The sequence below is a fragment of the Bosea sp. AS-1 genome (assembly GCF_002220095.1).
Lineage (GTDB): Bacteria > Pseudomonadota > Alphaproteobacteria > Rhizobiales > Beijerinckiaceae > Allobosea.
Genome location: NZ_CP022372.1, coordinates 4035157 through 4050348, shown reverse-complemented (window position 1 = coordinate 4050348; position 15192 = coordinate 4035157). Strand labels below are relative to the sequence as shown.

At 66.3% G+C, this 15192-nt stretch carries 15 protein-coding genes; 10 read left to right on the top strand and 5 right to left on the bottom strand.

The genetic code is table 11. The features are described 5' to 3' along the window. Window positions 1–21: 21 nt before the first annotated feature. Window positions 22–1539: an ABC transporter substrate-binding protein gene (locus CE453_RS21045; RefSeq protein ID WP_089176347.1), complete on the bottom strand. Its 1518-nt coding sequence runs from the start codon at window positions 1537–1539 to the stop codon at window positions 22–24. Window positions 1540–1823: 284 nt separating this feature from the next. Here CE453_RS21045 and otnK point away from each other — a divergent pair, with 284 nt between their 5' ends. Further along, entirely contained in the window at window positions 1824–3089 is a 1266-nt protein-coding gene (gene otnK, locus CE453_RS21040) for a 3-oxo-tetronate kinase (RefSeq protein ID WP_089176346.1), read from the top strand. A 58-nt stretch (window positions 3090–3147) separates the two neighbouring features. After that, entirely contained in the window at window positions 3148–4482 is a 1335-nt protein-coding gene (locus tag CE453_RS21035) for a malonyl-CoA decarboxylase (RefSeq protein WP_089176345.1), read from the top strand. Between the two features lie 58 nt (window positions 4483–4540). On the opposite strand, the gene CE453_RS21030 is transcribed toward CE453_RS21035, so the two are convergent. Together CE453_RS21030 and CE453_RS21025 are read right to left on the bottom strand one after the other, a co-directional pair. Then, window positions 4541–5305 (bottom strand): MBL fold metallo-hydrolase, encoded by a 765-nt coding sequence (locus CE453_RS21030; protein ID WP_089176344.1) that lies wholly within the window; start codon window positions 5303–5305, stop codon window positions 4541–4543. Window positions 5306–5405: 100 nt separating this feature from the next. Beyond that, on the bottom strand, window positions 5406–5999 hold the full coding sequence (locus tag CE453_RS21025) for an NADPH-dependent FMN reductase (protein ID WP_089176343.1): 594 nt from the start codon (window positions 5997–5999) through the stop codon (window positions 5406–5408). 89 nt (window positions 6000–6088) lie between these two features. Here CE453_RS21025 and soxR point away from each other — a divergent pair, with 89 nt between their 5' ends. Continuing rightward, window positions 6089–6544, top strand: coding sequence for a redox-sensitive transcriptional activator SoxR (gene soxR, locus CE453_RS21020; RefSeq protein ID WP_089176342.1), 456 nt, complete (start codon window positions 6089–6091; stop codon window positions 6542–6544). A gap of 1 nt (window position 6545) precedes the next feature. Here the strand turns inward: soxR and CE453_RS21015 are convergent, their stop codons facing one another. Continuing rightward, on the bottom strand, window positions 6546–7346 hold the full coding sequence (locus CE453_RS21015) for a creatininase family protein (protein WP_089178063.1): 801 nt from the start codon (window positions 7344–7346) through the stop codon (window positions 6546–6548). Window positions 7347–7486: 140 nt separating this feature from the next. Here CE453_RS21015 and CE453_RS21010 point away from each other — a divergent pair, with 140 nt between their 5' ends. The 3 genes from CE453_RS21010 to CE453_RS21000 are packed head-to-tail and all read left to right on the top strand — an operon-like array spanning window position 7487 to window position 10217. Beyond that, window positions 7487–8518, top strand: coding sequence for an ABC transporter substrate-binding protein (locus CE453_RS21010; protein WP_198302173.1), 1032 nt, complete (start codon window positions 7487–7489; stop codon window positions 8516–8518). 53 nt (window positions 8519–8571) lie between these two features. Then, on the top strand, window positions 8572–9348 hold the full coding sequence (locus CE453_RS21005) for an ABC transporter ATP-binding protein (protein WP_089176341.1): 777 nt from the start codon (window positions 8572–8574) through the stop codon (window positions 9346–9348). Further along, entirely contained in the window at window positions 9345–10217 is an 873-nt protein-coding gene (locus CE453_RS21000) for an ABC transporter permease (RefSeq protein WP_248307819.1), read from the top strand. The genes CE453_RS21005 and CE453_RS21000 overlap by 4 nt, the downstream gene beginning before the upstream one ends. Window positions 10218–10251: 34 nt before the next feature. Here CE453_RS21000 and CE453_RS20995 read toward each other — a convergent pair whose 3' ends face one another. After that, window positions 10252–11121 carry a hypothetical protein gene (locus tag CE453_RS20995; RefSeq protein WP_089176340.1) on the bottom strand — a complete coding sequence of 290 codons (870 nt, stop codon included), beginning with the start codon at window positions 11119–11121 and terminating at the stop codon, window positions 10252–10254. Window positions 11122–11421: 300 nt separating this feature from the next. Between CE453_RS20995 and CE453_RS20990 the strand changes: the two genes are divergently transcribed. Genes CE453_RS20990 through CE453_RS20975 form a run of 4 tightly spaced genes read left to right on the top strand, consistent with a single transcriptional unit; the run spans window position 11422 to window position 15155 of the window. Then, the gene (locus CE453_RS20990) at window positions 11422–12567 is read left to right on the top strand and encodes an ABC transporter permease (protein ID WP_089176339.1); all 1146 of its coding nucleotides are present in this window, start codon (window positions 11422–11424) and stop codon (window positions 12565–12567) included. 2 nt (window positions 12568–12569) lie between these two features. Next, complete coding sequence (locus tag CE453_RS20985) at window positions 12570–13406, top strand: ABC transporter ATP-binding protein (protein ID WP_198302172.1); 837 nt, start codon at window positions 12570–12572, stop codon at window positions 13404–13406. A 3-nt stretch (window positions 13407–13409) separates the two neighbouring features. Then, complete coding sequence (locus CE453_RS20980) at window positions 13410–14552, top strand: MlaD family protein (RefSeq protein WP_089176338.1); 1143 nt, start codon at window positions 13410–13412, stop codon at window positions 14550–14552. Between the two features lie 3 nt (window positions 14553–14555). Beyond that, entirely contained in the window at window positions 14556–15155 is a 600-nt protein-coding gene (locus tag CE453_RS20975) for an ABC-type transport auxiliary lipoprotein family protein (protein WP_248307818.1), read from the top strand. The last annotated feature ends 37 nt before the right edge of the window (window positions 15156–15192 follow it).

The following is a 15192-nucleotide window of genomic DNA, read 5'->3' as shown; positions in this document are numbered from 1 at the left end:
GCCGTCACATCGCCGGTGTGGTCACGAGCGCTTCAGCCCCGCCAGCCGGATCATGCCGTCCGGGTTGATCACGAAGCCCTCGATATTCTTGCGCAGCGCGAAGAACACCGTCTGGTTGTAGAGATAGACGATCGGCAGCTCGTCCTGCAGGATCTTCTGCGCCGCGTCGTAACGCTTCTTGCGCTCGGCCGGATCGTAGATCGTGCGGGCCTCGTTGAGCAGGCGATCGACCTCCGGGTTGGAATATTTGCCGTCGTTCTGGCCGCCGCCCGTCGTCACGAAGGGGTGGATGTTGCCGTCGGGGTCGATCCGCCCGGACCAGCCGATCCGGCTCATCTGGAACTTGCCCTGCTGCTGGTCGCGCAACTGGCTGGCGAATTCGGTCGCGCGCAGCTGGACGTCGATGCCGGCCTCCTGAGCCATCGCCTGGATCACCTGGCCGAGCTGGGTGTCGACCGGATTGTTGGTGACGAAGAGTTCGGCTGTGACCTTAGGCTGGCCTGCTTCCTTGAGGAGCGCCTTTGCCTTCGCGACGTCACGCTCCGGCACCGGAAAATCGCTGCTGAGATAGAAATTGCCCGGGTTGAAGGGCTGGTTCATCGGCTCATAGAGCCCTTCGAACACCACCTGGCTCAGGACTTTCCGGTCGATGGCGAGCGAGAGCGCCTGGCGCACGCGCTTGTCCTGCCCCATCGGCTGCTTGGCGGCGTCGCCGTTGCTTGTGTTGATGGTGATGCCCTGGTAGCCGAGATTGGCGATGCTCATCACCTTGAGCGCGGTGTCGGCCTTGGCGGATTTCACGTCGGTCGGCGCCAGCCGCTCCAGCATGTCGAGTTCGCCGGCGCGCAGATTGGCGAGCCTGACGGTGGTATCGGGGATCGCGCGATAGATGATGCGGTCGAAACTGTACTTCTCCGCCTCCCAGTGCTCCTTGAATTTCTCCAGCACGATGCGGTCGTTCTGGACGCGCTCGACGAATTTATAGGGGCCGGAGCAGATCGGCTTGGCCGCGACATCGCCGGAGAGGCTCTTCGGCGCCAGCATCATGCCGGCGCGGTCGGTGAGCTGGGAGAGGAGCGTCGCGTCGGGCCGCTTGAGCTTGAGGACCAGCGTCGCGGGATCGGGCGCCTCGACCGAGGCCACCGAGGCTAGTTCCGATTTGCGCAGCGATTCGGGCAGGGTCATTGCCCGTTCGAGATTGGCTTTCGCGGCGGCGGCGTTGAAGGCTTCGCCATCGTGGAACTTGGCGTCGCTGCGCAGCTTCATCGTCAGCGTCAGCCCGTCGGCGGAGAATTCCCACGATGTCGCGAGGCGCGGCACCAACTTCAGGTCCGGCGTGATGTCGAGCAGGCGGTCGCACAGGCCCATGAAGACGATGCGCCCGACGAAGGTGCGCGCCTTGTGCGGATCGAGCATGTCCGGGTCTTCCTGAAGCCCGATCCGCAATATCGAGGGCGCTTGCGCCGATGCCGGTTGCAGGCTGGGCCAGGCGGCCAATACGAGGGCGGAAGCGGCGACCAGGCTGTTCAGAAGCTTCATGCTTTTCCCCTCCGAGGACGTCGTGTTTCGGAGCGTTTCGAAAGGTCGCCCAGCGCCCCCGACCGGCTCCATATTCGCGAACTTGTTCCTTCCGGGACCAAGTTGACTCAGAACTGCGGCGCCGTCGACGCTGCGGCGCATCAATTCGTGGGCGCTGCCGCCCGATTCTTGGGCGGAGGCTGCCGGCATGTCGGGCAGGCGGACAGGCGATGCGGCGATGGCGCTCGCGCCGCTCGCGGACGGCGGCTAGAACAGCTCAAGGGAATTCAAAGGGAGGGTAGTCCGTGCTTCTGGGTGTGATCGCCGACGACATGACCGGCGCGACGGATGTGGCACTGATGCTGAACCGGGCCGGGATGCGCACGGTGCAGGTTATTGGTGTGCCGGCTCAGGGCGTGGCCCTGCCGGAAGCCGATGCCGTGGTCGTCGCACTGAAATCGCGGACGAATCCGGTGGCCGAGGCGGTCGCCGATTCGCTCGCCGCTTGCGAGGCGCTGCTGGCGGCCGGCGCGCGCCAGATCCTGTTCAAATACTGCTCGACCTTCGATTCCACCGCCGAAGGCAATATCGGTCCCGTCGCGAATGCGCTGATGCAGCGGCTCGGCGCGAAGCTAGCCATCGTCTGCCCGGCTTTCCCGGCGAATGGCCGTTCGATCTATCAGGGCTATCTCTTCGTCGGCGCGGTGCCGCTGCACGAAAGCTCGATGAAAGATCACCCGCTGACGCCGATGCGGGATTCGAACCTGATGCGGCTGATGGCGGCACAGGCGAGGACGGATGTCGGCCTCGTCGACTATGCCACCGTGCTTGCCGGCCCCAGCGCGGTGAAGGCCCGCCTTGCCAAACTCGAGGTCGACGGCGTCCGCTACGCGGTGACCGACGCCCTGACCAACGAAGATCTGATGACGCTCGGCCATGCGGTGTCCGAACATGTCCTGCTGACCGGCGGGTCGGGCATCGCGATGGGGCTGCCGCAGAATTTCCGCCGCGCCGGCTTGCTGCCGGAGCGCCCGGGGCCGCAGGACATCAAGGCCCCTTCTGGCCGCGCCGGCATCATCTCCGGCAGCTGCTCGACCGCGACGCGCGGGCAGATCAAGGCGGCGCTGGAGGCGGGGTATCCGGCGCTCAAAGTCGATCCCTTCGCCTTGGTCGAGGGGCGGCAGGATGCGGCAGGGCTCGCAGCCTGGGCGTTGGCGCAGCCGGCGGACAAGCCGTTCCTGCTCTATTCGAGCGACGATCCGGCCGAGGTCGCGGCAGTTCAGGACAAGCTCGGCCGCGAGAAGGCGGGCAGCATCGTCGAGCACGCCTTCGCCGAGGTGGCGCGGCGACTCTCGGAGGGCGGCGTCACGCGGCTGCTGGTCGCCGGCGGCGAGACGTCGGGCGCGACCGTGCTCGGCCTCGGCGTCCGCACGCTGGAAATCGGCCCCGAGATCGATCCCGGCGTGCCCTGGACGCGCGTCGTCGACGGTCCGGACATGGTCGTCGCCCTCAAATCCGGCAATTTCGGTGCGCCCGATTTCTTCCTGAAGGCCTGGAACCTGCTGCGCTGAGACGCGGTTTGTCGCTGACGGAACTCGTGTAAGGTTGCGGTGCAACAAAGGAGCCCGCATGGACATGGCGTTTCTCGGCGAACTCCTCACGAATGTCGCCGATCGCGGCCGCGCGCTGATCGGTTTCGAGCGCTTCCTTGGCAAGGGCGCCCGGCCGATCGACCGGCTCTGCGAGGATCTGCTCTCGGGGCGGGGCGAGGCTTCCGGCATGGCGCTGGCCCAGGCGGTGCTCGAAGCCTGGCAGCACCTCGACAAGCCGGGGCGGCTCGCCTTCTTCAATCTGCTGAAGGAGCGCTTCGGGCCGAACCCGGAGGCGCTCGACAAGGCGATCGAGCGCTACCGCGAGGCGCCGGATGCCGCTGCCATTGCGGCGCTGCACCTGGCCTCGGAGCCGCGCCGACAAGAATTGCTGCGTCGTCTCAACCTCGCCCCCGAGGGCACGCATGTGCTGGTCCAGATGCGCGAGGCCCTGTTCGAGGCGATCGAGGCCGAACCCGAGCTCAAGGCTGTCGATGTCGATTTCCGGCATCTCTTCGGTTCCTGGTTCAATCGCGGCTTCCTCGTGCTGCGCCGCATCGACTGGCGCACCCCGGCCAACGTGCTGGAGAAGATCATCCGCTACGAGGCGGTGCACGAGATCCAGGGCTGGGACGATCTGCGCCGCCGGCTCGAGCCGGCCGATCGGCGCTGCTTCGCCTTCTTCCATCCGCAACTCGTCGACGAGCCGCTGATCTTCGTCGAGGTGGCGCTGACCACCGGGATTCCACGCTCCATCGATGAGCTGCTGGAGCCCGAGCGCGAGGTTCTGCCGGCACAGCAGGCATCGACGGCGGTGTTCTATTCGATCTCGAACTGCCAGGAGGGGCTGCGCGGCATCTCCTTCGGCAATTTCCTGATCAAGCAAGTCGCGGAGGATCTGAAGCGCGAATTGCCGGGCCTCGATACCTTCGTCACGCTTTCACCGGTCCCGGGTTTTGCCCGTTGGCTCACCGCCGTCTCGGCTGAGCCGGGCGATTTCCACCTGACCAACGAGGAGCGCTCGGAACTCGCCCGCCCGGCCGGCGAGACGATTTCGCTTGATGATGTCACACGGGCGGCGCGCGATAAGCTGCTCGGTCAGATGATGGCGCAATACCTCCTCAGGGCGCGCGCTGCCTCGGGCCGCGTTATCGACCCGGTCGCGCGCTTCCATCTCGGCAACGGCGCGCGGCTGGAGCGCATCAATGTCGGCGGTAACCTCTCGGCCCGGGGCCTGCGTGAGTCGCATGGCGTGATGGTGAATTACCGCTACGATCTCGACGATATCGAGATCAACCATGAGGCCTTCGCCACGCGCAATACGGTGGTGGCCTCCTCGGCGGTGCGCAAGCTGCTGCGCCCGGCCAATCCCTGACCGGGGCTGGTGCGTATATCCGGCGATATGAGGTGCAGGTCCGGGATGACCTGCGCGTTCACGCCATTGCCGGCGCGGGGATGACCAGCGTTTCGCCATCGGCCGGAATGCGCAGCCGCTCGCTGTCGATGCCGCGTTCCTTTGCCGCCTTGCGCAGGGCGGCACGGCTCACGGTGCAGTGGTCCAGCGCCTCCATATGGGTCGCGATCACCGTGGCGTGCGGGAAGGCCTCGGCGAGGGCGAGTGTCTGCGCGGCGTCCATGATGATCGGCGTGCCGTCCCACATCGCTCCGCCAGAATGGCTGACGATGACGTCCGGGCCGGTCGCGGTGACGGCGTCGCGCAGCGGCGGGTAGAGCACGCTGTCCCCGCACCAGTAGAGCGTCGGCTCGCCCGGTGCCTCGAAGCTCAGCCCCATCACCGGTCCCATCGTCTCGACCACGGCGCCGGTACCGTGCTGGGCCGGGTGACGCTTGAGCACGATCGGGCCGAGCCTGACATAGCAATCGACCGCCGTGACGGCGGCGAAGCCGGCCTCGGCGATCGCCTGCTCCTGGCCGGGCTGGCAGATCACCGGCAGGGTCTTCGGCACGCGGGCCTTGGCGATGTCGTCGAAATGATCGGCATGGAGATGGGAGACGATCACCGTATCCACGCCGGCGACGATGTCCTCGATGGGTTCGGGCAGCGGCACCATCGGATTCTGCGAACGGCCGGTGAAGGAGCGGCGAGTGAGCGGCACCCCGAAATCCGGGTCGATCAGGAAGGTCCTGCCGCCGTATTCGAGTTTCAGCGTCGCGTTGCGGAGAAGTGTGAGCTTCATATCCGTTCCGGCTCCTTTGCTTGGCAGGGCATTGTTCAGCCCCGCAAGCACGGACTCCAGTTCGGATTTGTGAAGCACTCCCCCACGTTCGCGTGAGGTATCAGGCCGGCGCGAACTGGCCGTAGGGCACGCTCTGGCGGGCGCTTCGCAGTGCGCTCGCCCACCAATGGAGTTGCGCCAGCATCGTCGCCATCGCCTGTTCGGCCCGGTCGGCATCCAGCAGCCTGCCTTCGGAATCGAAGCGGCTCCAGACATCGGAGAAGGCGACGCCGTCGCGGATCGCCGCGGCATGCAACTCGCCGAAGACGAGCCGGAGCTGCTCGACCGCGCGCAGTCCCCCAGAGATGCCGCCATAGGAAACGAAGCCGACCGGCTTGCCGCGCCATTCAGGGCCGATCGAGTCGATCAGGAACTTCAGGATCGCCGGATAGGCGCGGTTGTATTCCGGCGTCACCACGATGAAGCCGTCGGCCCAGTCGATGACCTGCCGGACTTCCTCGATCGCCGGGTGGCCACTGCCGACATGACGCGGTGGCAATTCCAGCTCGCCGGGATCGATGATCGCAAGCTCGAACGGGCCGTCGCCCTCGATCTGCGAGATCGCCCAGCCGGCGACCTTGTCGCAGAAGCGGCCTTCGCGGCCGCTGCCGTAGATCAGCGCCAGCTTGATCCGGGTGTCGAGCTTCTTGAGCATGAAAACGCTCCGGTTTGCATCACGGGAGCTGGGCTTATAGAACCTCAAGTAAGGTTAAGGTCAAGAGCCGAAAAGCGGAAGGATCCGGCATGGCCGTCGCGCAGCGCTTGCCCATGGAACTGAGCGTCGGCGATGTTGCGCGCCGCAGCGGGATCGCGGTCTCCGCCTTGCATTTCTACGAGGCGGAGGGACTGATCCGCAGCCATCGCACGGCAGGCAACCAGCGTCGCTATGCGCGCGAGGTGCTGCGCCGGGTCGCGATCATCAAGGTGGCGCAACGCGCCGGCATCCCGCTGAAGACGATCCGCGAGGCCTTCAAGGCGCTGCCGCAGGAGCGCACGCCGACGGTGGCCGACTGGACGCGCCTGTCCTCGGCCTGGAAGCTGGAGCTTGACCGCCGCATCGAGCGGCTGACGCATCTGCGCGACCACCTGACAGGCTGCATCGGTTGCGGCTGCCTGTCGGTGAGAGACTGCCCGCTGCGCAACCCCTGGGATCGGCTGGCGGAGGAGGGGACCGGCGCGCGCCTGCTCGACCCCGACTGAGTCAGCCGGCCTTGTGCAGCTTCGTCAGTGGGAAGCGGGCGACATCGGTCATCAGCTCTGCAAAGCCCTTCGCCTGCAGCGCGGCGGTCGCCTTGCCCTTCTCGGCCGTGGCGAGGCCGGCATCGCCGGCGACGCCGGCCGGGTGCACGTCCTGCGCCATCCAGGCGAAGGCATGCGGGCCCGTGGGCCTCAGCCAGCGATAGCCTTCGTCAGCCATCGGCAGCATCAGCGGCTCGAAGCGCTCGGCCTGGCCCATATCGACGAGGTCGGGGCGGAAATGCAGCATCAACGCCGTCTCGACATCGCCGCCATGGATGCCGTGGCGGATGTCGAGATCGGCATAGAGCCCGTCCGGCAGGCCGAAGGACATCCAGGCGCTCGTCACCGCGAGCATGCCATGGTCGACGCGCAGTTCGCGCGCAGCGATCTTCATCGGATCGACATTGCCGCCATGCGAGGTCAGCAGCACGAGCTTGCGGAAGCCGGCGCGCTTCACGCTTTGGCCGATCTCGATCCAGGAGCGGATCGCGCTCTCCCAGCCGATCGTCAGCGTGCCCGGCGAATGCAGGTGCTCGTTCGATTTGCAGACGGCCAGCGTCGGCAGCACCAGCACGTCGAGATCGGCGCTGACCAACGGCATCGCCTCGGCCAGCATGCCGTTCATGATGGTGGTGTCGGTCGAAACGGGCAGATGAGGACCATGCTGCTCGATCGCGGCCAGCGGCAGGACGGCGACGGTGGTTTCGCGCGGAAGGGCCGCGAAATCGGAGCTCTTGAGGTCGCCCCAGAAGCGTGCGGTCATGATCGGGCCTGTCGATGGCGGGTTGCGACTGTCGCAGCTGTGCATGCGGCAGGTCGGCGTTGCGATTTATGCCACGCTATCGCATGGCATAAGGATATAAGGCCAGTGGTCGCCGGTCCTGATGCGGGGGAGAGTCTGACATGACGATGATGAAATATCGCCTGAACCGCCGCGCCGCGCTCGGCCTTCTCGGTGGCACTGCCGCCTCCGCGCTCGTGCCGATGCCCGGCGCGCGGGTGAATGCGCAGACACTGGACAAGCTGAGCTTCCAGACCAATTGGCGCGCGCAGGCCGAACATGGCGGCTTCTACCTCGCCCTCGCCAACGGCATCTACAAGAAATACGGCATCGACGCGGAGATCCGGCCGGGCGGCCCGCAGCAGAATCCGTCCCAGCTCCTGCTCGGCGGACGCGTCGACATGACGATGTCGACGAGCTTCGAGGCGATCCGTTTCGCGCAGGAGAACATCCCCTTTCTGGCGATCGCCTCCATCTTCCAGAAGGATCCGCAGGTCATCATCTCTCATCCGAACCAGGGCAATGATTCGCTTGCCGCTCTGAAGGGCAAGCCGATCCTGATCGGCGCCGAGGCCCGCACCGCCTTTTGGCCCTTCCTGCGCGCCAAGTTCGGCTACACCGACGAGCAGATCCGGCCCTATACCTACAACATGGCGCCCTTCCTGGCGGACAAGAAGCTCTCCCAGCAGGGCTTCCTCTCCTCCGAGCCCTTCGCCATCCAGAAGGCGGGCGTGAACCCGGTCGTGCATCTCCTCGCCGATAACGGCTTCGACGCCTACAACACGACGATCAATGTCTCGCGCAAGCTGATGGACGCGAAGAAGGACCTCATCCAGCGCTTCATCACCGCCACGCTGGAAGGCTGGGACCAATACATGAAGGCCGGCCCCGAGGCTGCTGCCGCCAACGCCCTGATCCTGAAGGACAACCCCGACATGGATCAGGAGAAGATCGACTACGCCATCAAGGTCATGAACGAGAATGGCATCGTGCGCTCGGGCGACGCACTGACGCTCGGCATCGGCACCATGAGCGATGCGCGTTGGGCGAATTTCTACAAGACCATGAGCGAGGTCGGGGTCTTCCCGGCGGGCGTCGACGTGAAGAAGGCCTACACGCTCGATTTCGTGAACAAGGGCGTGGGCAAGGCCTGACGGATCGACCAGTTTTGAACACGGCTGTTACAGTTCCGGGCGGGGGCGACCCCGTGTCGCCCGACGCTACACCGCTTGTCGCCCTGCGCGGCGTCTCGAAGCGCTTCGGCAACGGCACGCTCGCGGTTCGCGATGTCGATCTCGACCTCGCGGCGGGCGAGTTCGTCAGCCTGCTCGGTCCCTCCGGCTGCGGGAAATCGACCTTGCTGCGCATGATCGCAGGCCTCGGCGCTCCCTCGGCGGGCATGATCGCCTGGCCTGGCCGTGACGAAGGCGCGGCGGGGCAGGGGCGCGAGCTCGGCTTCGTCTTTCAGGATCCGACGCTGATGCCCTGGGCGAGTGCCTTGTCCAACGTCATGCTGCCGCTGACGCTGAAGAAGGTCTCCCGGAGCGAGGCCGAGGCGCGGGCGGCGGAGATGCTGGCCCTCGTCGGCCTTGCCGGCTTTGAGAAATCCTATCCGCGCGAACTGTCGGGCGGCATGAAGATGCGCGTTTCGATTGCGCGGGCGCTGGTGATGCGGCCGCGCATCCTGCTGATGGACGAGCCTTTCGCCGCGCTCGACGAGATCACGCGCCATCGCCTGAACAACGATCTGCTGGAGCTGTGGACGCATGAGCGCTTCACCGCCGTCTTCGTCACCCATTCGGTCTTCGAGTCGGTCTATCTCTCGCAGCGCATCGTGGTGATGGCGGCGCGCCCTGGCCGCGTCATGGCCGATCTGCCGGTCGACGCGCCCTATCCGCGCAACGAGCTTTTCCGCACCTCCGGAGAATACGCCCATCTCTGCCGGATCGCTTCGGGCAAGCTCGAGGAAGCGATTGGCTCATGAGCGCGCCCGAGGATACCATGGCGCGCGCCTCCGCCGCGGCCGAAGCCTTGCCTGTTCCGGTCGAGCCCCGGTTTCTTGGCCTGCCTGCCAGCGTTTGGCCGCGCATCTTCGCGCCGCTCGTCATCGGCGCGCTGGTCCTGGCGCTCTGGGAGTTCGCGGTCCGCTGGAACGAGATCCCCTCCTATGTGCTGCCTGGACCGGTGCTAGTCGGCCAGACCCTGGTCGCGGACTGGGCGACGCTGTCCGGTTCGCTCTGGGTGACGCTGCGCATCACCTTCCTGGCGCTGGCGGCGGCGGTGGTCGTCGGCGTGGCGCTGGCGGTGCTGTTCAGCCAGTCGAAATGGTTGGAAATGGCGCTGCTGCCCTATGCCATCGTGTTGCAGGTGACGCCGATCGTCGCGATCGCCCCGCTGATCATCATCTGGGCCAACGACATCGACCTGTCGTTGCTGATCTGTGCCTGGATCGTCGCCTTCTTTCCGATCCTGTCGAACACGATCCTCGGCTTGAGCGCCGCGGACCACAACCTCGTCAACCTGTTCGAGCTCTATGGCGCGAGCCGCTGGCAGACCCTGCGCTATCTCAGATTGCCGGCGGCACTGCCCTATTTCCTGGCGGGGCTGAAGGTCTCCGGCGGATTGGCGCTGATCGGCGCGGTGGTAGCCGAATTCGTCGCTGGAACCGGCGGCAACGCCTCCGGGCTGGCCTATCGCATCCTGGAGGCCGGCTACCAGCTCAAGATTCCGCGCGTCTTTGCGGCCTTGGCGATGATCTCGCTTTCCGGGGTCGCGATCTTCCTGGCGACGAGCCTGGTCTCGCACCTGCTGCTGCGCCGCTGGCACGAAAGCGCGATCCGGCGGGAGAACTGATCCGGCGAACGTCCGGGCCTTTCGGGCGAAAGGCTCAGGCGAAAAAGGCGAGTTTGCGCTCGGCCGGCAGCGCATCGATCTCGCGCAAGCCGATTTCAGACGAGCTGGGGATGGTTGCTGCCTGTGCCGTCGCCAGGGCGGCCGGCTCGCTGAAGACGAGGTCGTCATCGAGCAGTTCGATCGTTCCGATCCGTGGCTCGCCATTCGGCAGATCGTCGAGCCGATGCGCCTGCTGCGCTTCGCGGGTGGCTGGGGCGGCCGGATTGTCGAAGCCGTTCTCCGCGAAATCGCTGTCCGTCGCGGGCGCCGCACGCGGGGTCAATCCGGCGAGCTCCGTCGCCGTGAGGTAGTGCGGGCTCGGATCGCGCGCGATCTCGCCGAAGGCGCGTAGGCTCGAATCGAGCATGGCGATCGTGTCCGCGATCTTGTCGATGCGCTGGACGACACTGTCGACGAGGCCTACGGCCTGCGAGGCTTCGGCCGCGTGCCGATCGAGCCGATCGCAGAGCGTCGTGTCGGAGCCGCTCTCGCGCAGGTTCCAGGCGACCTCCTGGATGCTTTCCGTTGCGCCGAGGATGGAGCCCGCTGCCCGTTCGATCTGGGCTGCGAGGCCGGAGGAGCGTTCCTGCGTCTTGCCGCTGATCCGTTCGAGATCGACGCGCAGGTCGCTGATCAACGCGGCGGCTTCGATCAGACTGCTGTCCCGGCTGGTTTCCTGGACGCCCAGCCCGACGACGCGCTCGATCCGTCCGATGGCGCCGAGCAACTGGAGCGTATCGGCCTGCCGGTTGCGCTTGGCGTATTCGGCCATGAACCAGCGCCCGCGGGCGGTTTCCATGACGGCCGCTTCGATGGCGTCGTAATCGGCCTGGCTCAGCGGTGTCAGGGAGCGGGCGTCGCTCATGACCGGTCTGCCTTCGATCAGATGGGCCGAATCAATGACGGCCGAAGATGACGGTTCGGAAAGCCTGCGCGACGATTGCTTAAGGAATTGCTGCTGCTGCCCCAGGGGCAACCTCTGCGGTTCTCCCGTCTTCTATGGCGCTTCGGCAACGGTCGGTGTGCAGGAGGCCGCCGGAGGCGCCACTCGGCTTGCCAAGCGGCATTCTCACGGCAATACAGGGAACAGGGGTGGATTCCGGCGCTGGGTGGTGCCGAGGCGGCCGCAGATGCCGTTCGGCCAGGTGAGGGACATCACGGGCAGATGCCGAGCGTTGACACCGCCGAACCTCAGGCGATCTTCCGCGACGATGCAGGAACCTTGGCCGTCACGCTGGCGGGCTCCTGGAGCGCGGACCGCGCGCCGCGGCTCGAGAAGCTGGTCGGCGAGATCACCGGACGCCTGCGGAACGGCGCGCGCGCGCGCCTCGATCTCTCGGACGTCACGCGGCTGGATACGCTCGGCGCCTATGTCCTCAACCGGCTCAAGGCACGGCAGGAGAGGGACGGGACTTCGGTCGAGATCGTCAGCCGCCGGCCGGAGCACGGCATCCTGCTCGCCGAGGTCAAGGTCCACGATGAGGACAAGCCTCGCTCGCCCGATCATTTCAGCGTGGTCAGTGTGCTCGCCAATATCGGCGAGGCTGTCGTGCGCTTCGGCCGCGACATGGTCGGGGGCGCGATGTTCCTCGGCGAGGTCGTGGTGGGCTCCGCCGCGGTCGTGCTCGGTCCCCGCAAGTTCCGCGGGCCGTCCCTCGTCAACCAGATCGAGCTGATCGCCTTCAACGGCGCGCCGATCATCATGCTGATCTCCTTCCTGGTCGGCTGCATCGTCGCCCAGCAGGGCATCTTCCAGCTCCAGCAGTTCGGCGCGTCCGCCTTCGTGGTGAACCTCGTCGGCATCCTCGTCCTGCGCGAGCTTTCCGTGCTGCTGACCTCGATCATGATCGCCGGTCGCTCGGGCTCGGCCTTCACCGCCGAGATCGGCTCGATGAAGATGCGCGAGGAGATCGACGCGCTGCGGGTGATGGGCCTCGACCCGATCGAGGTTCTGGTGGTGCCGCGCATCCTCGCGCTGATCATCTCGCTGCCGATCCTGACCTTCATCTCCTCGATGGCCGGATTGACCGGCGCCGGCCTCGTCGCCTGGCTCTATGGTGGTATCGGCGTCGACACCTTCCTCGCCCGGCTGCAATCGGTCATCACCTGGAAGCACTTCGCCGTCGGCCTGATCAAGGCGCCGTTCATGGCCTTCGTGATCGGGCTGATCGCCTCGATCGAGGGTCTTGCGGTCAAGGGCTCGGCCGAATCGCTCGGCCGTCAGGTCACAGCCTCGGTGGTGAAGGCGATCTTCATGGTCATCGTCGTCGACGGCCTCTTCGCCATGTTCTTCGCGTCGATCGAGTTCTGACGATGGGCGAGCATGACAACCGGCTCGCGGAGGCGGCACGACACAGGGGCGAGGGCGAGCCCGACGCCATCATCCGCGTACGCAACCTCAAGGTCGCCTTCGGCGACAAGGTCATCATGGATGGCCTGAACCTCGACGTGCTGCGCGGCGAGATCCTCGGTTTCGTCGGCGGCTCCGGGCAGGGCAAGTCGGTGCTGACCCGGACGATCCTCGGGCTGGTGCGCAAGCAGCGCGGCACGATCGAGATCTTCGGTGAGGATGTCGACAGGCTCAATCCTCAGCAGCGACGCCGACTGGAGCGGCGCATCGGCGTGATGTTCCAGCAGGGCGCGCTGTTCTCGGCGCTGACCGTGAAGCAGAACATCCAGGTACCGATGCGGGAATATCTCAACCTGCCGCCGGACCTGCTCGATGAGCTGGCAATGGTGAAGCTCGATCTCGTCGGCCTGCCCCAGGACGCGGCGGACAAGGCTCCCTCCGAACTGTCAGGCGGCATGATCAAGCGTGCGGCGCTGGCACGCGCGCTGGCGCTCGACCCGGAGATCGTCTTCCTCGACGAGCCGACCTCGGGGCTGGACCCGATTGGCGCGGCCGAGTTCGACGATCTCATCGTCACGCTCAAGGAGACGCTGGGGCTGACCGTGTTCATGGTGACCCACGATCTCGACAGCCTGTATGATGCCTGCGACCGAATCGCCGCATTGGCGGACAAGAAAGTCATCGCCGTCGGTCCGCTGGCAACGATGCTGGCATCCGACCATCCGTGGTTGAAAGCCTATTTCGGCGGAGAGCGCGCCATGGCCCGGCAGCCGGCCGGGAAGCGGGAGCAGAACGGCTAGACCATGGAATCGCGTGCCAATTACGCTCTCGTCGGCCTGTTTACCCTGGCGGTGCTCGCAGCCGCCTTCGGCTTCGTCTACTGGTTCAACAGCGGCGCCGCCGGACGCAGGGACAACATCCGCGTCATCTTCACCGGCTCGGTGACCGGCCTCGGCCGCGGTTCGAGCGTGCTGTTCAACGGCCTGCGCGTCGGCGAAGTGACGAGCATCGAGCTCCAGCCGGACGATCCGCGCCGCATCTACGCCGTCATCCAGGTCGCCTCGACCACGCCGATCCGCGAAGACACCCGCGCGCGCATCGAGGCGCAGGGCCTGGCCGGCGTCGTCGCCCTCCAGCTTATCGGCGGCGCGCCCGACGCGCCGGTGCTGACGGCCAAGCCCGGTGAGCCGATGCCGACGATCATCGCCGAGCGTTCCGAGCTGCAGGACATCATCGAGACCGTCCGCAACGTCGCGCAGCGGGCCGACACGGTGCTGGGCTCCCTCGACGGGCTGATCAAGCAGAACCGCGAGCCGATCAACAACACCGTCCGCAACGTCGAGAAATTCTCCGAGGCTCTCGGCAAGAACTCCGACGGGCTCGACAAGCTGATGGCTGGCTTCGGCAACATCGCCGATACGATCCAGCCGCTCTCGCAGAAGCTGCAAGGGTTGAGCGAAGAATTGACGGCCGTGGTCAAGTCGGTCGACCGGCAGAAGGTCAGCAACATCGTCGAGAATGTCGACAAGTTCACCGGCGCGCTCGGCGGTTCCAGCCAGGATGTCAGCAAGGCGGTCAAGGACGTCGCCTCGATCACCGAGAAGCTCAACCGCGCGGCCGATCAGGTCGAAGGCGTGTTGAAGGGCGCGCAGGCTTTCCTGAACACGGCCTCCGGCCCCGATGGCCGCACGGCTCTGACCGAGGTCGCCGACGCGGCGAAGTCGATCCGCGTCCTGGCCGACAATCTCGACAAGCGCACGGCCGAGATCAGCATCGGGATCAACCGCTTTACCGGCTCGGGGCTGCGCAATGTCGATTCCACCGTCTCGGAGGCGAAACGGGTGCTGACGGAACTGAATCGCACGCTCCGGAATTTCGAACGCAACCCGCAGCAATTCATCTTCGGCGGCAAGCCGCCGCTCCCGCAATACAACGGATCCCGCTAACCGATGACGATCGAAGCCCCCCAGACTGTCATGGTCCGTCGTGGCCTTCGCGCGCTGGTGCTGTCAGCCGGGTTCGCTCTGGCCGGGTGCGGCGGCGGCCCGACGCCGACGACCTTCGACCTGACGGCCCCGAGCGGCTTCGGGCGCGTCGGCGGCTCGCGCGCCACGATGGTCGTGGCCCGTCCGACCGCCGTGCAGACGCTCGATTCCGACCGTGTCATCGTCAAGGATTCGAGTGGTGCGCTCTCCTTCCTCGGTGGGGCGCAGTGGGCGGATCAGGTGCCGGCGCTGGTGCAGACCCGGCTGATCCAGACCTTCGAGAACGCCAGCCGCATCGGCTCGGTCTCGGCGCCGGGGCAGGGCATCACGCCGAGCCTCCAGCTCGTGACCGATATCCGCAGCTTCAATATCGATGCCGCTTCCGGTGCGGCCGTGGTTGAGATCACCGCCAAGATCGTCGGCGACACCAGCGGCAAGATTCAGCGCGCCAGGCTGTTCTCGGCCCGGGTGCCGGCTGCTGCGGTGGATGGGCCGGGTGCGGCGCAGGCGCTCGACCGCGCCCTGTCGCAAGTGCTGATCGAGATCGTTCGCTGGGCACGCTGACCGGCGGTCCGCCGGCTCGACCAGCGATGTTCCGGCG

Bases quoted from the DNA above. Each gene is read 5' to 3' on its own strand.
- CE453_RS21045 (WP_089176347.1), bottom strand. From the start codon at position 1,539: ATGAAGCTTCTGAACAGCCTGGTCGCCGCTTCCGCCCTCGTATTGGCC.
- CE453_RS21035 (WP_089176345.1), top strand. From the start codon at position 3,148: ATGGACATGGCGTTTCTCGGCGAACTCCTCACGAATGTCGCCGATCGC.
- CE453_RS21030 (WP_089176344.1), bottom strand. From the start codon at position 5,305: ATGAAGCTCACACTTCTCCGCAACGCGACGCTGAAACTCGAATACGGC.
- CE453_RS21025 (WP_089176343.1), bottom strand. From the start codon at position 5,999: ATGCTCAAGAAGCTCGACACCCGGATCAAGCTGGCGCTGATCTACGGC.
- soxR (WP_089176342.1), top strand. From the start codon at position 6,089: ATGGCCGTCGCGCAGCGCTTGCCCATGGAACTGAGCGTCGGCGATGTT.
- CE453_RS21015 (WP_089178063.1), bottom strand. From the start codon at position 7,346: ATGACCGCACGCTTCTGGGGCGACCTCAAGAGCTCCGATTTCGCGGCC.
- CE453_RS21010 (WP_198302173.1), top strand. From the start codon at position 7,487: ATGACGATGATGAAATATCGCCTGAACCGCCGCGCCGCGCTCGGCCTT.
- CE453_RS21000 (WP_248307819.1), top strand. From the start codon at position 9,345: ATGAGCGCGCCCGAGGATACCATGGCGCGCGCCTCCGCCGCGGCCGAA.
- CE453_RS20995 (WP_089176340.1), bottom strand. From the start codon at position 11,121: ATGAGCGACGCCCGCTCCCTGACACCGCTGAGCCAGGCCGATTACGAC.
- CE453_RS20990 (WP_089176339.1), top strand. From the start codon at position 11,422: ATGCCGAGCGTTGACACCGCCGAACCTCAGGCGATCTTCCGCGACGAT.
- CE453_RS20985 (WP_198302172.1), top strand. From the start codon at position 12,570: ATGGGCGAGCATGACAACCGGCTCGCGGAGGCGGCACGACACAGGGGC.
- CE453_RS20980 (WP_089176338.1), top strand. From the start codon at position 13,410: ATGGAATCGCGTGCCAATTACGCTCTCGTCGGCCTGTTTACCCTGGCG.
- CE453_RS20975 (WP_248307818.1), top strand. From the start codon at position 14,556: ATGACGATCGAAGCCCCCCAGACTGTCATGGTCCGTCGTGGCCTTCGC.